At 33.9% G+C, this 16,847-nt stretch carries 14 protein-coding genes and 2 pseudogenes; 12 read left to right on the forward strand and 4 right to left on the reverse strand.

Going from position 1 to position 16,847, the window contains the following annotated elements; all coding sequences use genetic code 11:
- Positions 1-23: 23 nt before the first annotated feature.
- On the reverse strand, positions 24-1,157 hold the full coding sequence (locus tag BM350_RS10945) for a CapA family protein (RefSeq protein ID WP_090912088.1): 1,134 nt from the start codon (positions 1,155-1,157) through the stop codon (positions 24-26).
- Between the two features lie 306 nt (positions 1,158-1,463).
- Here BM350_RS10945 and BM350_RS10950 point away from each other — a divergent pair, with 306 nt between their 5' ends.
- Positions 1,464-2,168, forward strand: a complete 705-nt coding sequence (locus BM350_RS10950) for a CPBP family intramembrane glutamic endopeptidase (protein WP_090912086.1) — start codon at positions 1,464-1,466, stop codon at positions 2,166-2,168.
- Between the two features lie 449 nt (positions 2,169-2,617).
- Here the strand turns inward: BM350_RS10950 and BM350_RS10955 are convergent, their stop codons facing one another.
- Entirely contained in the window at positions 2,618-3,379 is a 762-nt protein-coding gene (locus BM350_RS10955; RefSeq protein WP_090912084.1) for a DODA-type extradiol aromatic ring-opening family dioxygenase, read from the reverse strand.
- A gap of 218 nt (positions 3,380-3,597) precedes the next feature.
- Between BM350_RS10955 and BM350_RS10960 the strand changes: the two genes are divergently transcribed.
- The 11 genes and pseudogenes from BM350_RS10960 (at position 3,598) to BM350_RS11005 (ending at position 14,237) form a co-directional block, all read left to right on the forward strand.
- Complete coding sequence (locus BM350_RS10960) at positions 3,598-4,521, forward strand: alpha/beta fold hydrolase (RefSeq protein ID WP_090912082.1); 924 nt, start codon at positions 3,598-3,600, stop codon at positions 4,519-4,521.
- Positions 4,522-4,734: 213 nt separating this feature from the next.
- A complete protein-coding gene (locus tag BM350_RS10965; protein ID WP_090912624.1) occupies positions 4,735-5,301 on the forward strand; it encodes an AAA family ATPase in 567 nt (188 codons plus the stop codon).
- 242 nt (positions 5,302-5,543) lie between these two features.
- Positions 5,544-5,990, forward strand: coding sequence for a GNAT family N-acetyltransferase (locus tag BM350_RS10970; RefSeq protein ID WP_090912080.1), 447 nt, complete (start codon positions 5,544-5,546; stop codon positions 5,988-5,990).
- 50 nt (positions 5,991-6,040) lie between these two features.
- On the forward strand, positions 6,041-6,388 hold the full coding sequence (locus tag BM350_RS10975; RefSeq protein WP_090912078.1) for a YunG family protein: 348 nt from the start codon (positions 6,041-6,043) through the stop codon (positions 6,386-6,388).
- Positions 6,389-6,499: 111 nt separating this feature from the next.
- Positions 6,500-7,807 (forward strand): bifunctional S-methyl-5'-thioadenosine deaminase/S-adenosylhomocysteine deaminase, encoded by a 1,308-nt coding sequence (locus BM350_RS10980; RefSeq protein WP_090912076.1) that lies wholly within the window; start codon positions 6,500-6,502, stop codon positions 7,805-7,807.
- Between the two features lie 157 nt (positions 7,808-7,964).
- Complete coding sequence (locus BM350_RS10985) at positions 7,965-9,599, forward strand: peptide ABC transporter substrate-binding protein (protein WP_090912074.1); 1,635 nt, start codon at positions 7,965-7,967, stop codon at positions 9,597-9,599.
- Positions 9,600-9,954: 355 nt separating this feature from the next.
- The gene (locus BM350_RS10990) at positions 9,955-10,653 is read left to right on the forward strand and encodes a response regulator transcription factor (protein ID WP_090912072.1); all 699 of its coding nucleotides are present in this window, start codon (positions 9,955-9,957) and stop codon (positions 10,651-10,653) included.
- Positions 10,654-10,672: 19 nt separating this feature from the next.
- Positions 10,673-11,713, forward strand: a complete 1,041-nt coding sequence (locus BM350_RS10995) for a sensor histidine kinase (protein WP_139207579.1) — start codon at positions 10,673-10,675, stop codon at positions 11,711-11,713.
- A gap of 84 nt (positions 11,714-11,797) precedes the next feature.
- Positions 11,798-12,700: a M23 family metallopeptidase gene (locus BM350_RS11000; protein WP_090912068.1), complete on the forward strand. Its 903-nt coding sequence runs from the start codon at positions 11,798-11,800 to the stop codon at positions 12,698-12,700.
- 236 nt (positions 12,701-12,936) lie between these two features.
- Positions 12,937-13,060 (forward strand): annotated as a pseudogene (locus tag BM350_RS27490) (IS6 family transposase); the annotation flags it as partial.
- Between the two features lie 247 nt (positions 13,061-13,307).
- Positions 13,308-14,237: a patatin-like phospholipase family protein gene (locus tag BM350_RS11005; protein WP_090912066.1), complete on the forward strand. Its 930-nt coding sequence runs from the start codon at positions 13,308-13,310 to the stop codon at positions 14,235-14,237.
- Between the two features lie 376 nt (positions 14,238-14,613).
- Here the strand turns inward: BM350_RS11005 and BM350_RS11010 are convergent, their stop codons facing one another.
- Positions 14,614-15,909 carry an Nramp family divalent metal transporter gene (locus tag BM350_RS11010; RefSeq protein ID WP_090912064.1) on the reverse strand — a complete coding sequence of 432 codons (1,296 nt, stop codon included), beginning with the start codon at positions 15,907-15,909 and terminating at the stop codon, positions 14,614-14,616.
- A gap of 333 nt (positions 15,910-16,242) precedes the next feature.
- Positions 16,243-16,470: pseudogene (locus tag BM350_RS11015) on the reverse strand (ATP-binding protein); the annotation flags it as partial.
- Positions 16,471-16,847 lie beyond the last annotated feature (377 nt).

The following is a 16,847-nucleotide window of genomic DNA, read 5'->3' on the forward strand; positions in this document are numbered from 1 at the left end:
AAGTCAGGAAGAATAATAAAAATTTATTGTGGTCGTTTATTTATAATATCTCCATTTTGATTAATTTGTACTTCATTGGAAATAGATTGTAAATATTGCAGCATGTTTTGTTTTTCTGTACCTTGAAGCGGTGTAATTTGGTTATTGCGAATCATATAAGGATTAAATGACATGCGGACGTCGCTTCCTTTAAATTTAATCGTAAGAACTCCAGTTTCTGCACTATGTCCTTTTACATAATCAGGGAAGAGGAAGTTTCCAAGTGAGTATGCAACAGGAACTTTGTTGTAATATTCAAAGCCTTGTAACCAATGGGGATGACTTCCAACGATCGCATTTGCACCTGCTTCTACTATTTTTTGTACATATTCTTTTTGATAAGCAGCAGGGCGATTTGTTTTTTCGACTCCCCAATGCATATACACGATCATATAATCGGCATCTTTCTTTTGTTCTTTAATTGTTTTTGTGACTAGGTTTAAATCGTAACCATTTGCAATACCAGGTTTGTTATCTGTAGCTGCCCATGCAGCGTCAGGCATAAAACGAACGAAAGAGAGAAATTTGAATTTTTTACCTTTAATTGTAACTTCTCTCGATGTATATGCATCTTTTGCATTTTTTCCTGCACCGATATACGGAAATCCCATTTTTTCAACATGGGAAATTGTATCCAATAAGCCTTCTTGATAATAATCGAGAGTATGATTATTTCCGATATTAACAATATCATAGCCTGTATTTTTAATAGCTTTTAGTGTAGAAGGGTCGCTTTTAATCCAAAACAGTTGGCCAGGATATTTTTTCTCGTGAGTTGTAAACGCAGATTCTAGATTTACAAATGAGTAGTCTGCTTTTTCTATTTCCGGTTTTACATGCTGAAATGGATAATCAGCACCTTTACTTTGAATAACAGGTCGCAATTGCCAATCAAACATTGTATCACCCGAGAATGTAAGGGTAATCTCAGGATCTTCTTTCGGTTTTTTTGTTTGTTCTTTTCCTTTTGCTTTTTCTGTTTGTTTACTTTTTACTTCTGTATTTTGTTCATTTTTTGTTTCTGAATTTAGCGCATAGTTGATTAATAAGATTATCGGGGTGAAAAGTACGGCTAATACTATAGTGCGTTTTAGTAATGTTCTTTTGCGAATTTTCATAAGTAGTCCTTTCTCTATAAAGTTAATAGTATGTAGGAACATTAATTTTTGAATTATATTTAAATATTAACTTTTAGTGATTTGATATTAAGGGAACTCGAGAGGTTTCATTAGAACAATGAGGGTGTTTAATAAACTAGATTTTTATAAATCTATAATTCTACCTATAACTTTATATGAAAGTGGATTTGAAGGAAAGTAAAAAAATCGAAATTTTTAGAAAAATATCAAAAAATGAAGGTTGTAAGTGACGTTACGTCATCTATTATAGTTAGGATATAGAATACAAAGAAAGAGGAATGGTAAATGAAGAAAAGCGACATGAATTGGAAGGAGCAAGACCATTGGGGATTAAAAGAATTTTTATTAATGATGCTACTTGAATTTGTATTTGTTATAGGATGCATAAAATTCTTAGTAAAGCCTATTTATTCTCAGTGGTTTGATAATGAGTTATATTCAGGAACTTTAACAGGATTAACAATAGCGATTGTTTTAGTTTTAGGTGTATATTTTATCGTTCTTCGTCCAAAGAAGCTTTCTTGGAGTGAAGTAGGAATCAGGTCATTGTCTATGAAGGATTGGAAAATTATTGTCTTACTAACTATTATATTAATGGTTGGTGATGTAATAGTGATGGCACTTACTAGCTTTATTGGGAATACTTATGAGAACAGCAAAACTGAGGCTATGCAGCAAAACGTAAATTTCTTTACAGTTCTTATTGCCTTTATTTCTGCGGCGGTCATTTCACCAATATATGAGGAAATATTTTATCGTGGTTTTTTATATCGATGGCTACGTACACGCTTAGGTATGATAGTGGCCATTTTTCTAAGCTCAGTAATCTTTACAATTATCCACATTCCAACTTATAACGCGATGCCTGTAAACTTCTTGAGTGGTATAGTCTTTGCATGGGCGTATGAACGAACCAATTCAATCTGGGCACCAGTCATCATTCATGGTCTAACTAATGGAATTATGGTGCTGCTGACAACGATGGGATAGTAAAAGTTGTTGTAAGCAGGTGAAGTATCCAATGCCACTTTATACATGCTTTTAAAGCATCCTATTTTCACTTTAGATAGTGAACTATATTCAAAATCAACTATCGGGGAGTTTTAGTTGAGTAAAAATAATCAAACTTTTTTATAAAGTACTATACTAATTAATAAGCAAAGAAACCATTTTAATCAAACTTTTTTCAAAATGGTTTCTTTTTATTTATCATAAATTAAGGGTTTATGAGGTGTTTTTAATCAAACTTTATTCCAAACTTACATCAACACATAAGTCGCTGCTATGCAGAATACATTTTGACCGCTACTTGCTTACTCCTTTTGTTTAAATATGGCATGTGGTAGGAAAAGGCCCTGACCGCTTCTATACGCGGCCAGATGCTCTTGCCCTCCCAAAAGAAAGAGAGTCGGTCGGTTTTTTACTTTTAAAAATAGTAATTAGAATTGTAAACAAAGATAACTTAAAGTTCCGAATTCATAGCTTCGATGAATTACTTTTGGCTTGGCATTACCACTTCCCGTTGCAATGAAAAGAGGTACAAAGTGTTCTGCCCTTGGAACAGCTAAACGTGCATGGGGAGCTTCAGCTTCCCAGTTGAATAGGGTGTCTGTATTGTTATTCTGAATTTGATCAATGAGCCATTCATCAAATTCAACAGCCCATGGTTCAGGTGTAGTTTGTTCCCATTTTAACATTCGCAAATTGTGCACGGTAACACCGCTGCCAATAACTAAAATATTTGCTTCTCCAAGTCCTTGAAGAGCTTTTCCAATTTCATATTGTTCTCTTGCAGGAAGGAAAGGGTTTACTGAGATTTGAACAACAGGTATATCAGCTTTTGGATACATACGGTGCAGGAGTGTCCAAGAGCCATGATCTAATCCGCGTGTTGTATCTTTTTGAACCGCAATTCTGCGGTTTTTAAATTTTTCTTCTAGCATTGCTGCAATAGATGACGAACCTTTTGCTGCATATTTTATTTCATATAGTTCAGGAGGAAAACCGCCAAAATCATAAATTGTTTCATATGCATTGTCTGAAGAAGAAATAGTTAAAATCTCACTTTCCCAATGAGCTGTAAAAATGACAATTGCTTTTGGTTTGTATGTTTCACCAAGTGTTTGTAAAAAACTCGTATAGTCTGTATCTTCAATGGCTAGCATAGGAGAACCATGTGCTAAAAATAATGATGGCATCATATTTATTACCTCCAATAATTTAATTACTTTATGTAAGTAACTATATAACTTTATGTTTGTTTCGTCAAGAATGAAGTGGCAGAAATGAAAATTTCATGATTTGTAATAAGGAAAGCTTTTACATATAATTTATAGGGAGAAAAATGAATCATAGTTCATTTTATGGGGGATAGATTCATATTGTTGTGAGATAGATTATAGGCTTGGGGGAGTCAAGAATGAATAGACAAGAAAGATTCGTTATGACATCGGATGGATCAGAAATTTATTTACGTCAATGGTCACCAGAAAATGAACCTCGTGGGATTGTTCAAATTGCACATGGTATGGCGGAACATGCTGGTGCATATACAGAATGTATCGAAGCATTATTGAAAGCTGGATATGGAGTATATGCTCATGATCATCGTGGGCATGGAAAAACAGTACAGCAGGAAGAAGATTATGGTCATTTTGAGCCAAATATAGGTTGGAATCAAGCTGTTTCTGATGTGATTTTCGTTTCAGAGCTTATTTGTAAGGAACACACTCATCCACTTTTCTTATTAGGACATAGTATGGGTTCTTTCTTATCAAGACGTGCCGTGCAGCTTCGCGGTGAGCTATATAATGGATTGCTTATTTCAGGAACAGGAGGGAATCCAGGACTTTTAGGAGTCATTGGCCATAAAGTGGCAACGATTGAAATGAAGCTTCGCGGAGAAAAAATGAAAAGTCCAATGCTAAACTTCTTATCATTTGGTAATTTTAACTCACACTTTAAGCCAAACCGTACGAAGTTTGATTGGTTGTCTTCAGATACGAAGCAAGTTGATAGATATATAGAAGACTCATTATGTGGATTTATTTGTACAACGAGTTTTTACCGTGAATTATTTAACGGTGTGCTGATGGTGAACAAACTTGAAGCATATAAGAAAACACCAAAAGAACTTCCTATTCATATTTTTTCGGGGGACCGTGATCCAGTTGGAAACATGGGGAAAGGGGTTCAAGAAGTATATGAAATGTATAAAAAATGTGGTGTTAAAGATGTTACCATCCGTTTATATGAGAACGGACGGCATGAAATGTTCCATGAGGTAAACAGACAGGAAGTGTTCCAGGATGTGATTTCTTGGTTAGACGAGCGTATTGTGTAAGAGAGGAATTTACCTAAGTAATTTGCTATGAAAGATATCCTATATCTCAAATAAAGTCGCCTTAACAGAAATGGCGACTTTATTCTAGGGGTAATGGATTTTTATGGTAACAGTATATTAGGGATACAATATTGCTTCTTCAACTAACGGAGCAGCTTAATGGAATAATTTATGTTGTAACAAAATGAGGATGTAACAATGGAGGTTGAAGTTATGAAAAGATTAGTAATTATTACAGTAGGTAAAACCCATAGTGGGAAAACTACATTTGCAAGAGCTCTAGAAAAAGAGCTAAATAACTCATTTGTTATGGACCAAGATAATCACGCTGAATTTATAAACACTTATTATAAGAACTTACAACCAAAACAAGGACCCAATATTATTAAGCATGCTCTTTCAAAGCTAATTGTCGATCATGCCAAAGAACACACTGATTTAAATCTTATTATTTGTAACTCAAATCGAAGCCGAAATGGCCGATTGTATTTGCTTGAAGAGTTGTTTAATAAAGATGAATTTGTCCGTATTTTGGTTCATTTTGATATTCCAGATGATGTTCTTCATGAACGAGTTACTCAAAGCGGGCGAAGTACCAATATATTTAGGGGTGCTTATTCTAATTTTGAGGAAGTGCTTGTTCGGCAACAAGCTGAATCCCTAAAAGAAGATGTAACAGATCCAGTAGAAGGTGAAGCAGATCATTTATTTGTCATTAAAGACAATGAAGAAGTTGATTCTGTTATTAAAGAAATTGTTCATATTGCTGAATGTTTATGATTATTCTCAGTTTGTTGATAATTATCAAGTTATGTTTCAATTTTTAGAAAATTTTGATCATTTAAAAAGAGGAAGTTATTAAGCTAACGGGGGGAGTTAAAGAAGGACACAAGTAAACCCGTTATTTATATAGGTGGGGTTTCTTTTTTGGAATGGGAATAGAAAATAATATTAAAATTAATATTCAGAAATAAAAGAATTTTATCCTCTGTGTGTATAAAAGAAAAAAGGGAGATGAATCAATGATTGTTAGAAAAGCATTATTGGAAGAAGCGAACGAGCTCAGTAACCTCGCAGTATCTTCAAAAGCAACTTGGAATTATAGTGAAGAATTTATATTAGCATGTAAGGAAGACTTAACAATTACAGAACAATATATTAAGAATAATTATGTTTATATTTTAGAAGAAAATCAAGAAATGATTGGCTTTTTTTCCTTTCAGAGAAAAGAAGTAGACAGTCTTGATTTTCTATATCTGCACCCAACTTACAAAGGAAAAGGCTATGGCAGAATTCTTTGGGAAAGTGTTGTTCGGAAAGCAGTTGAATTAAATATGAAGAGTTTTACGATTGATAGTGATCCAAATGCGAAAGGGTATTACATAAAAATGGGAGCGAAATTAATAGGAGAAACACCTTCTACGGTTTTTAAAAATCGCTTATTGCCACTTTTGCGGTATGATGTGTAAATTGAGTCAGTCTAATCGGATATTTTGAATTCAGTTAGGAGATGCTAAGTATGATGTATATGGAAATAGAACAGATGAGAGAGGTTTTGTTTCAATCTTGGTCAAAAGAGACCAGTTCAAAATGGACACTAGCCAATCCAGCGAAAGGGCAATGTGGTGTAACAGCCTTAGTAGTTCATGATTTCTTTGGAGGAGAGATTATGAAAACGAAAGTTCCTGAAAGTTGGCATTTTTATAACAAAATCAAAGGTAAAAGATATGATTTTACAGCATCACAATTTTTGGACGAGATAGCATATAGGGACATACCTTCTAATAGAAAAGAAGCATTTGCAGATACAAATGAGATGCAATATGATGCTTTAAAACAAAACGTTCGTATCCATATAAAGGAATAAACCTTGTATTAATTTATCTTTTGACTCTTATCGGTAAATAAGTTACTATAACGGTAGTAACTTATTTGAGAAGAATATTTATTTCTAAAAGAGTCGAGAGGGGAAATATTTATGAAAACAGCATATGTAAGCGCTGCAATCGTGACTTTGAATGAAAAAAATGAAGTGTTGAAAAATGGATATATCATTGTAGAAGATGATCAAATTATAGAAGTACAATCAGGAGACTTACCGAGCGGAAAAGAAGTGGATCAAATTATTAATCTTCATGGAAAGTGGGTATTGCCAGGTTTGGTGAATGCGCATACGCATGTCTTGATGAGTATTTTACGTGGAATAGGTGACGACATGCTCTTAAAGCCATGGCTTGAAACGAGAATTTGGCCGCTTGAAAGTCAATTTACACCAGAACTTGCTGTTGCGAGTACTGAGCTTGGTTTATTAGAAATGGTGAAAAGCGGAACAACAACATTTTCTGATATGTTTAATCCAATTGGAGTAGATCAAGATTCTATTATGGAAGCTGTTCGTAAAAGTGGCATGCGCGCTGCTGTTTCTCGAACATTATTTAGCTTCGGAACGAAAGATGATGAAAAGAAGGCAATTCAAGAAGCGGAAAAGTATGTGAAACGTTATGCCAATAAAGATAGTATGTTAACAACGATGGTTGCTCCTCATAGTCCGTATGCGTGTTCTACGGAAATGTTAGAAGAGTGTGCACGAATTGCAGTGGAAAATAAGACGATGGTTCATATTCATCTTTCTGAAACAGACCGTGAAGTTCAGGATATTGAAGCGCAATATGGAAAACGTCCAGTAGAGTATGTAGCAGATTGTGGATTGTTCCAGAGACCGACAGTAATTGCTCACGGTGTTGTGCTGAATGATAATGAGCGCATTTTCTTAGCGGAACATGATGTGCGCGTTGCTCATAATCCGATTAGTAATTTAAAATTAGGATCGGGTATTGCAAACGTTCGCGCGATGTTAGAGAGCGGCATAAAAGTCGGAATTGCAACAGATAGTGTTGCTTCTAATAACAATTTAGATATGTTTGAAGAAATGCGCATTGCGACTTTATTGCAAAAAGGTGTTCATAAGGACGCGACAACATTACCTGTTGAAACACTTCTCACATTAGCAACAAAAGTAGGGGCAGAGGTAATCGGGATGAACCAAACAGGTTCATTAGAAGTAGGCAAGTGTGCTGACTTTATTACAATTGATCCATCTAAAAAGCCACATTTACAACCTGCAGAAGAAGTATTATCACATCTTGTATACGCAGCAAGTGGCAAAGATGTTTCAGATGTTGTTATTAATGGAAAACACATTGTTTGGAACGGTGAGTGTAAAACGTTAGATGAAGAACGTATTATTTTTGAAGCGAGCCGTTATAAACAAGGATTGAATATGTAAGTAATAAGAGAACGCTATACTTTCATCAAGTGAAAGGTAGCGTTCTTGTTTATGTTTGAAAAAAATAAAAATTCGGTGGAATGTAACACTTTTAAGATAACTATTCTGTTATAATATAAAACGTTTTATAAATTATTTGAATTAAAGGAGCCGATTTATGAAGCAGCATGAACGATTACTGATAGGAATTATACTTGCCACCTCTTTATTGATTTCAGCTTGTAGCAATAATTCGAGTAAAGCGAAGGGGGAAAGTGAAGAACAAGTATTAAATGTAACGATATCAGAAGAAATTCCGTCCTTAGATACTGCAAAATCCATGAACGGTACATCAGCGCATGTCATGCAAAATATATTTGAAGGATTATATGTACTTGATGAGAAAGATAATCCAGTGCCTGGTGTTGCAAAATCTTTTGAGAAAAGTACAGATGGAAAAACATATATATTTCATTTGCGTAAAGATGCCAAATGGTCGAATGGAGATGCTGTAACAGCGCATGACTTTGTTTATTCATGGCAGCGTACAGTGAAACCGGAAACAGCATCACAATCTGCGTACATGTTATTTTATATAAAAAATGCAGAAACAATAAATAAAGGAGCTTTATCTGTAGATCAATTAGGTGTAAAAGCTATTGATGATGTTACATTAGAGGTACAGTTAGAGAAACCAATCCCTTACTTCATTCATTTACTGCCACTTCCTATTTATTTACCACAGCACAAATCGTTTGTTGAAGGAAAAGGAAGCAAGTATGGATTAGAACCAGAACATATGATTTACAATGGTCCATTTGTATTATCGGAATGGAAACATGAACAAGAATTTAAGTTAAAGAGAAATGATACATATTGGGATAAAAATAACGTGAAATTAAAAGAAATTAATTTTCATATTGTAAAAGATACAGCGACAGCTGTTAATTTGTATGAAACTAATAGCATTGATCGTACTCCAATTAATTCTTCATTCGTTGATAAATATAAAGGGAAAAGTGATTTTCATACAACGAAGGATTCTGCTATGGCTATGTTACGTTTTAATCAAAAAAATTCTGTGCTGGCAAATATAAAAATACGACAATCGCTTTCTATGGCTTTAAATAAAGAAGCAGTAGTAAATCATTTTCTAAACAACGGTGCAGCAGCAGCTCAAGGAATTGTACCAGTAGGATATAAAAATGAAAAAGATGGAAAAGATTTTAGAAAAGAAAACGGTGATCTTGCCGTATATAATGTTGAAAAGGCAAAGAATCTTTGGGAAGATGCGAAAAAAGAGCTTGGTGTAGAACATATTACACTTGAATTTTTAACGTTCGAACAGGACCAAGCGAAGCAAACAGCGGAATATATGAAAGAAGAACTTGAAAAGAATTTACAAGGATTAACAATAAAAATAAAACAGCAACCATTTAAACAAAAATTACAACTTGAACAAACAGGGCAGTATGATATGTCGATGGTTGTGTGGGGACCTGATTACAAAGATCCTATTAGTTATTTAGAATTATTTACGACGGATAATCCAAATAATAGAATGAGTTATTCTAATCAGCATTATGATGAGCTTATAAATAATGCGAAAAATGATTTTGTATTGGAGGACAAGAAACGCTGGAAAGCTATGCAAGAAGCAGAGAAAATCTTATTAGAAGATGCTGCTATTGCACCGCTTTACCATACCGGGTCAGCATACGTTCAAAAGGAATATGTAAAAGGTATTGAAAAACATCAATTTGGCGGTGTTTATACGTATAAACATGCTTATATAAATCAAAAAGAGAAATAGATAAATGATTAAGTAGCTAAGAGCTTTAGATAAGCCTTAGCTATTTTTTTATCAAGTATAGAAATGTAAATTGAAAAAATAACCTAAAAACCTTTTTCTTTTTAGGAGGGCGAGGGCATCTGGCCATGCATAGAAGCGGTCAGGGCCATTTCCTGCCACGTGCAAGGGTGAAAACAGAGAGAGAAAGCGAGTGTAGGTCATGTTTTGCTCTGCTCTGCATAGCAGCGACTTATATGTGGATCAAAATGGATATAGATTGTTTGAAGTTTAGAATATTTAGAAGTTTTTATGTAATGAACATGATACTATAAAAATGTGGGGAATATTTCAAATATACATAAAAAGAGGATGGAGTATGAAACAACAATCTATATTAGTCGTAGACGATGATAAGGATATTGTTCAAATGATTGAAGTGTATTTACAGCAAGAAGGCTACAAAGTTGTAAAAGCTTATGACGGAAAACAAGCATTACAGTTATTTTTGGAACATGATATTGAACTGGCGATCCTTGATATTATGATGCCGATTATGGATGGAATTGAAGTGTGCAGAAGAATACGAGAGAATAACAATATTCCTGTTATGTTCTTGAGTGCGAAATCAACGGATGTAGATAAAGTCATTGGATTAAGCACAGGGGCAGACGATTATATGGAGAAGCCATTTAGTGTAATTGAACTGATAGCACGAGTAAAAGCGCAGTTAAGAAGATATACGTATTTAAATCAATCTTCAAAACAAGTGCATGAGAAGAAGATACAAATTAGGGGATTAGAAATAGATGAGGCTTCTAGAAAGGTAATGTTATATGGAGAACATATTAATCTTACAAAGACAGAGTATGAGATTTTGTATCTGATGGTAATACATCCAAACCGCGTATTTACGCTAGAAGAAATTTATGAAAGTGTTTGGCGAGAAACAGCCTATGAAAGCAATAATACTGTGATGGTCCATCTAGCAAGACTAAGAGGGAAGATAGAAGCGAATCCAAGAGAATCAAAATTTATCCAAAACGTATGGGGAGTAGGATATAAAATTGAGAGCTAAATTATTTCAAGGAATAAGAATGAAGTTTTTTGTCATTTTTATGTGCAGTATTGTATTAGCGACCTTATGTATTGTGTTCTTTCAAAATGCTATTAGTCATGTATATGGAAATATAGCGGAATTAGAGGAGAAGTATTCTTTTCTATATTTTGTTATTTTTCTTACCTTCACTTCATTCTTTTTCTTTCTATTATCAAAGAATATGATAACGAGATTAGAAGAAATTAATCAAAATGTGAAAAAAATTAGCAAGGGAAATTTAGACGTACAGATACAAACAATGAAAAATGATGAAATAGGACAACTTGCAACAAATATTAATAAAATGACAAACAGTTTGAAAAAGTCAATTGAAAAGGAGAAGTTAGCACAAAAGATGAAAAATGAGATGATTAGTAATATTTCTCATGATCTGCGGACACCAGTAACATCGTTAATTGGTTATGTGGATTTAATAGAACATAATTTTGATGTAAATAAAGAGAATTGTCAGCAATATGTAAGAGTTGTAAAACGTAAAAGCCGTGAATTGAAAAATCAAGTAGATGATTTACTTGAATATTGTCATATTAATTATAGGGAAATTCAGTTACATAAAGAAATAGTAGGGGTAAAACAATTAGTGGAACAAGTTATGATTGATTTTATTCCCCAATTAGAGGCAGTACAAATGAAATTTCATATAGAGTGTAATCAAGACTTACAAATAGAAGCTGATATCAGTTTACTAGTAAGATTAATGCAAAATGTAATTAGCAACAGCATTTCGTATGGAAAATCCGGAAAGATCATTGATATACAAATTTTTCAGGAAAATAGAAATGTTAAGATAAACATTAAAAATTACGGGAAGAAAATTTTACAAGAAGATATCCCTTATATATTTGAAAAATTTTATCGGGGAGAAAAGTCACGAAGTGCTCATACTGGTGGAAAAGGAATGGGACTTGCTATTGCTAAGAGCATTGCCAATATACATAAAGGTGATATTACAGTATACAGCGATGACAAGGAAACAGTATTTACACTCATTTTTCCGCAATATTCAATGAAACCGTAAGAAAGTTGTAAGTATTTCTTTCAAATGTCGTAATTATTATTTTGTACGATCTTAATATAAGACATTACAAATGGAGGGAATACAATGTGGAAGAAACGGATAATGATCATGTTTATTACAATATTGGCAGTAGGTTGGGGTTCTGTTTATTTAGCTACCGGTATTGTGTCTGCTTTAGCTTGGTGGGGAATGCAAGCTTTTAGTATAGTAGGTTTCATTAGTGTAATAATTACGTTATGTGTAATAGTAGGTAAATTGTTTTCTAGAAGTAAAATACAGAAAACAATCGTTGCGATGTTTATTCTATCCACAGCAGCTGCTTGGCCGGCATGTTGGTTTGTTGGAATTGGACAAATTGCTTATCCAATAAATGTTAATTCAGCTACACCGAAAATAACAATTCGACTTCCGTTTAATGAAACTGTTCGGGTAGGGTGGGGAGGAGATCGACTTCAAACAAATTACCATGCTATCGAACCAAATCAACGCTGGGCGTATGATTTTATTGCTCCGCAAAAAGGAGTAACAAATTCACAATTAGAGGATTATGGCATATACGGAGTGGAGGTAATAGCGCCTGCATCAGGAACAGTTATATCTGTGGAAGATTCAGAAGCTGATTTAACATCAGGAAATGATAATTTTAAGTCTATGGTAGGTAACCATATTTATATACGCTTAGATGAGACGGGAACATATCTTGTCCTTGCTCATCTAAAACAGGGATCTGTCAAAGTGGAGGTAGGACAACACATAGAAGAAGGAGCAGTAATTGCTCGTGTTGGCAACTCTGGAAACTCTAGTGAACCACATTTACACATTCATCATCAACGGCAAGATCCATCTAAGACGAGTATTTTTCTTTCTGAAGGATTACCGTTATATTTTCGCGATATAGACGGATCATCTATGCCAAAAGGGGGAAATCATATAGAAGATGGAAGGGATGTACCGACAGGGGAGGTCATTTCACCAAATAAAAAATAATAAATTCATAATTGTATGGTTTGTGTGTATTAGCATTATAGGAAAAAGAATCTTCGTCACTGTACAAAGGTTCTTTTTCCTATAGAGTAAAAATTAAAAACATAATTGCTAACAAGAAACAGCAAAAAGAAAAAGGGTTATTTTCTGTTTTTACATAAGTGTAGATTTATTAAACAAAGGAGGTCCTATCAGTTCCTACTGATAGGACCTCCAACCTCTCACTATCTTTTAGAACGTTAGATAAGTGAGTTCGTTATCATTTGAAGAAAACAAATAACTCGTGGAGAGTCGGTGAAATATATAGTAAAAGTAAAGTAATGTACTTCTACCAGGGGTTTTGAAAGAAATACAATTGATTTTTTGTTTAGCAGTTTTTCATAGTGGATAAGAATCCTATGCTAAAACGATAGAAGAATTAGTAGAATTTTATAACAAGAGTATATAAAGGTATTTTTGACACCATTATAGAACAGGCTTCTACTACAACTGACTTGAAGTAAAGGGCATATACATAAGGAATGCTCTAATATATGTATAAACATTTATTTTATCGACATTCTACATAAATGAATACACTATTAAACCTGAAAGGAAAGTTTAACATAAAATGAAACTTGATGGCATCTTTGAAGGTGGAGGAGTCAGAGGCATTGGACATGTTGGTGCTGTTTGTGCATTAGAAGAAGAAGGATATGAATGGACACGTTTAGCAGGAACCTCTGCTGGTGCCATTATTGCTGCATTTCTGGCATGTGGTTACAATGGAAAAGAATTAAAAGAAATCATTGGTAATTTAGATTATACAAAGTTTATAAGCAAAACATGGATATATAATATTCCTCTAATTGGAAGAGGATTAAGCCTCTTTCTTCAAAATGGTTTATATAAGAATGATTATGAAGAGGAATGGATAGAATCTTTATTGTTAAAAAAAGGATTTCGTTATTTTAACGATCTAGGTGATGATGGGAAATTAAAGATTATTGTTTCGGACATTAGTAATGGAAAAATGGTAGTAATACCTGACGATTTACCGCAATATGGACTAACACATAAAGATATCACAATAGCTCAAGCGGTAAGGATGAGTGGAACTATCCCTTTCTTCTTTCAACCAGTAAAATTAAAGATTCCTAAATCAAAATATCCTTGTTATATTGTTGACGGTGGAATTCTCAGTAATTTTCCTATATGGATTTTTGATGACCATCCAGAATGGCCTACATTCGGATTTCGCCTAGTAAAAGACGAAATTATTGGAAAACCTATTGAGGATAGCAATCCTATTTCTTTGTATAAAGCTATGTTTAAAACAATGATGCAAGCTCATGATCTTCGGCATCTTACACCTGAAGCCAATGCGCGTACCATCAAAATTCCTACCGGGAAAATTGTAAGTACCAATTTTCATTTAACTCCTAGAGAAAGAGAACAACTTTATTTATTTGGTTATCAAGCCGCTAAAAGTTTTCTTGAAAAATGGGATTTTGAGGAGTATAAGAAGAAATATGTAATGAATCATAACTTTTCAACCTAAAAAGCTTCCACACATTCTTTATTAGCGTACCCAGCTAAGTTGTGTATTGTTTACTGGTATGTTTTCTGCAACTAAAAAAGAGTTCTTCTGTTCTTTTGATGATGATTCAAAAGTTGTATGTATTAAAGAAAAGTTGGAGTGTTACTTGAAATCATTTTCACTCTGAGGTTTTATCAAAATAAACGATTATATTACAGGCTAAAAAATTTCCGTTGTTTCACTAAGTATGCTTAAGAACAACTTTTGTTAAAATGCAAGGTTTTTTAAAAATTGTGTAATAAAAATCCAAAATATAATTCCTAACAGGCAATGATACATAGCGAAATAAAAAGAGAATGCCCTATACATTTAGCTTTGTATAAGGCATTCTCTTTTTTTAACCAACAAATGTTTGATACAACAAAAATATATTTAAAGCGATAATTAATGCGGCAATTACCCATGCAAGAGCTGTTGTAAAGCGATGATTCACAAGACCACCCATAATGCTCTTTTTACTTGTAAAGACAATGAGTGGAATTAATGCAAATGCAATTCCAAATGATAAAACGACTTGACTCATCACGAGGGCGTGAGTTGGATTCACACCTAATGCAATAATAACAAGCGGTGGAACCATTGTAATAAATCGTCGTACATATAAAGGAATGTGCATACGGACGAATCCTTGCATAATAATATCACCGGACATCGTACCGACGGAAGAACTGGATAAACCGGCAGCTAGTAAACCAATTCCAAAAAGAGCTGCTGATACAGGTCCGACTAAATGACCAAATTCATGAAAAGCGACATCTAAATCTTCGACATGTAGTCCGTTTTTGAAGAATAGGGAAGCTGCTACAATTAACATACTTGCATTAATTGCTCCGGCAATGACCATTGCAATTACAATATCGATAAATTCAAAGCGGAAAATTTGTTTTCGCTCTGCATCTGTTGTTCCTACTACGCGTCGCTGTGTTAAAGCAGAATGTAAATAAATTGCATGTGGCATAACGGTTGCACCTAAAATTCCTGCTGCAAGTAAAATACTATTTACACCTTGAAAATGAGGAACGAAAAGCCCCGATAAAAGAGGACTTAGTTCTGGTTTTGCGTAAAACACTTGGACACCAAAAGCAATAACGACGATAAAGACCATGCCGGTAATGACTGCTTCAAGTGGACGAAATCCTCTGCGTTGAAATTCTAGAATAATGAATGAACCTACTGCTGTAATGAAAGCAGCGGGTAGCAGTGGAATATGAAATAATAAATTTAATCCTAAAGCAGCCCCGATAAACTCAGCAAGGTCAGTTGCCATAATGACTAATTCACCTTGTATCCATAAACCGATGGAAACAGGTTTTGGAAAATGCTCCCGAGCAACTTCCGGAAGGTTTTTTCCGGTAGCAATTCCTAATTTTGCTGATAAGGATTGAATTAACACTGCCATTAAATTTGAAATAAGGATTACCCAAAGTAGTAAATAACCGTACTGAGATCCTGCCGCAATATTCGTGGCAAAATTACCTGGATCAATATAAGCAACAGATGCGATAAAAGCGGGTCCTAAAAAAGGTAATAATCGTTTTAGTCCTTTTGTTTCACCGCTTAAAGCTAACTGTGCTGATTGCATCGTCCGATTATTTGGTGGAAGATGTTCACGCTCTTTTGTGTTTTCTGTCATGTTTTGTTTCCCCTTTTGTTTGTTAACTTGATGCAATTTGTTTTATTTTTGTTATTGATTTTATTCATAAATTTTATTTCTTTTATTTGAACATAAATTTTTCCTTTGTGCAAATTATATTACATTAGGAAAAAATGGTGCTAGTGATAAATCAAATATTTACAGAGCGTGGAAGGAATAGAGTGTTTTACCATGATTATTTAAAATATCAGCAATAACGTTTACTGTTTATAGAATAGTTGTGATTGCTTCGCAGAGTATTCTTTTTTTGTTTATCGCTATTAATGGACGTGAAAAAAAGATGGCTCCGGTACAAACCGAAACCATCTTTTTTTATTTTTTTAAATAGATAGTAAAAATAGTCCCGTGGCCTAATTCACTTGTTACAGAAATACTACCGCCGTGCAATTCAACGATTTCTTTTACAATTGCAAGGCCTAAACCAGTTCCGCCTGTTGCACGAGTTCGAGATTTATCAACTCGATAAAACCGTTCGAAAATATGAGATAAATGGTGCTTTGGGATGCCTTCACCTTCTATTGTAATCGTAATATTTTCTTTGTTTTCACCCTTGCGTGTGTTGCTTTGGAATAATGTTTGTACAAATCAATACCAATAACCTTGATAAACGAACAAAAAGAAAAAGCGTGTTTTGAAAAAAATTAATCAAAACACGCTCTTAAAATATTTTAATGTATCACTCTTTTATAAAAAAGTTTTAATCATTTTCTATCCATGTTGCTCCACAATCGTTCCCGGTTGTAGAAGATTACAATAAAGAACCTGTTTTCATTACCTTTTAGTACACTCATAATGTGCCCATCAAGTTAAGAAATTCGTTATTCCTCAAAAGAAAAATCAGCTTTCCATTGACAACTGACTTTTTAAAAATGTGAAAAGAGAGGTTGGTTTGCCACCTCTCTTTTTTTATCATGCAA

The organism is Bacillus sp. 103mf, assembly GCF_900116295.1.
GTDB lineage: Bacteria > Bacillota > Bacilli > Bacillales > Bacillaceae_G > Bacillus_A > Bacillus_A bruguierae.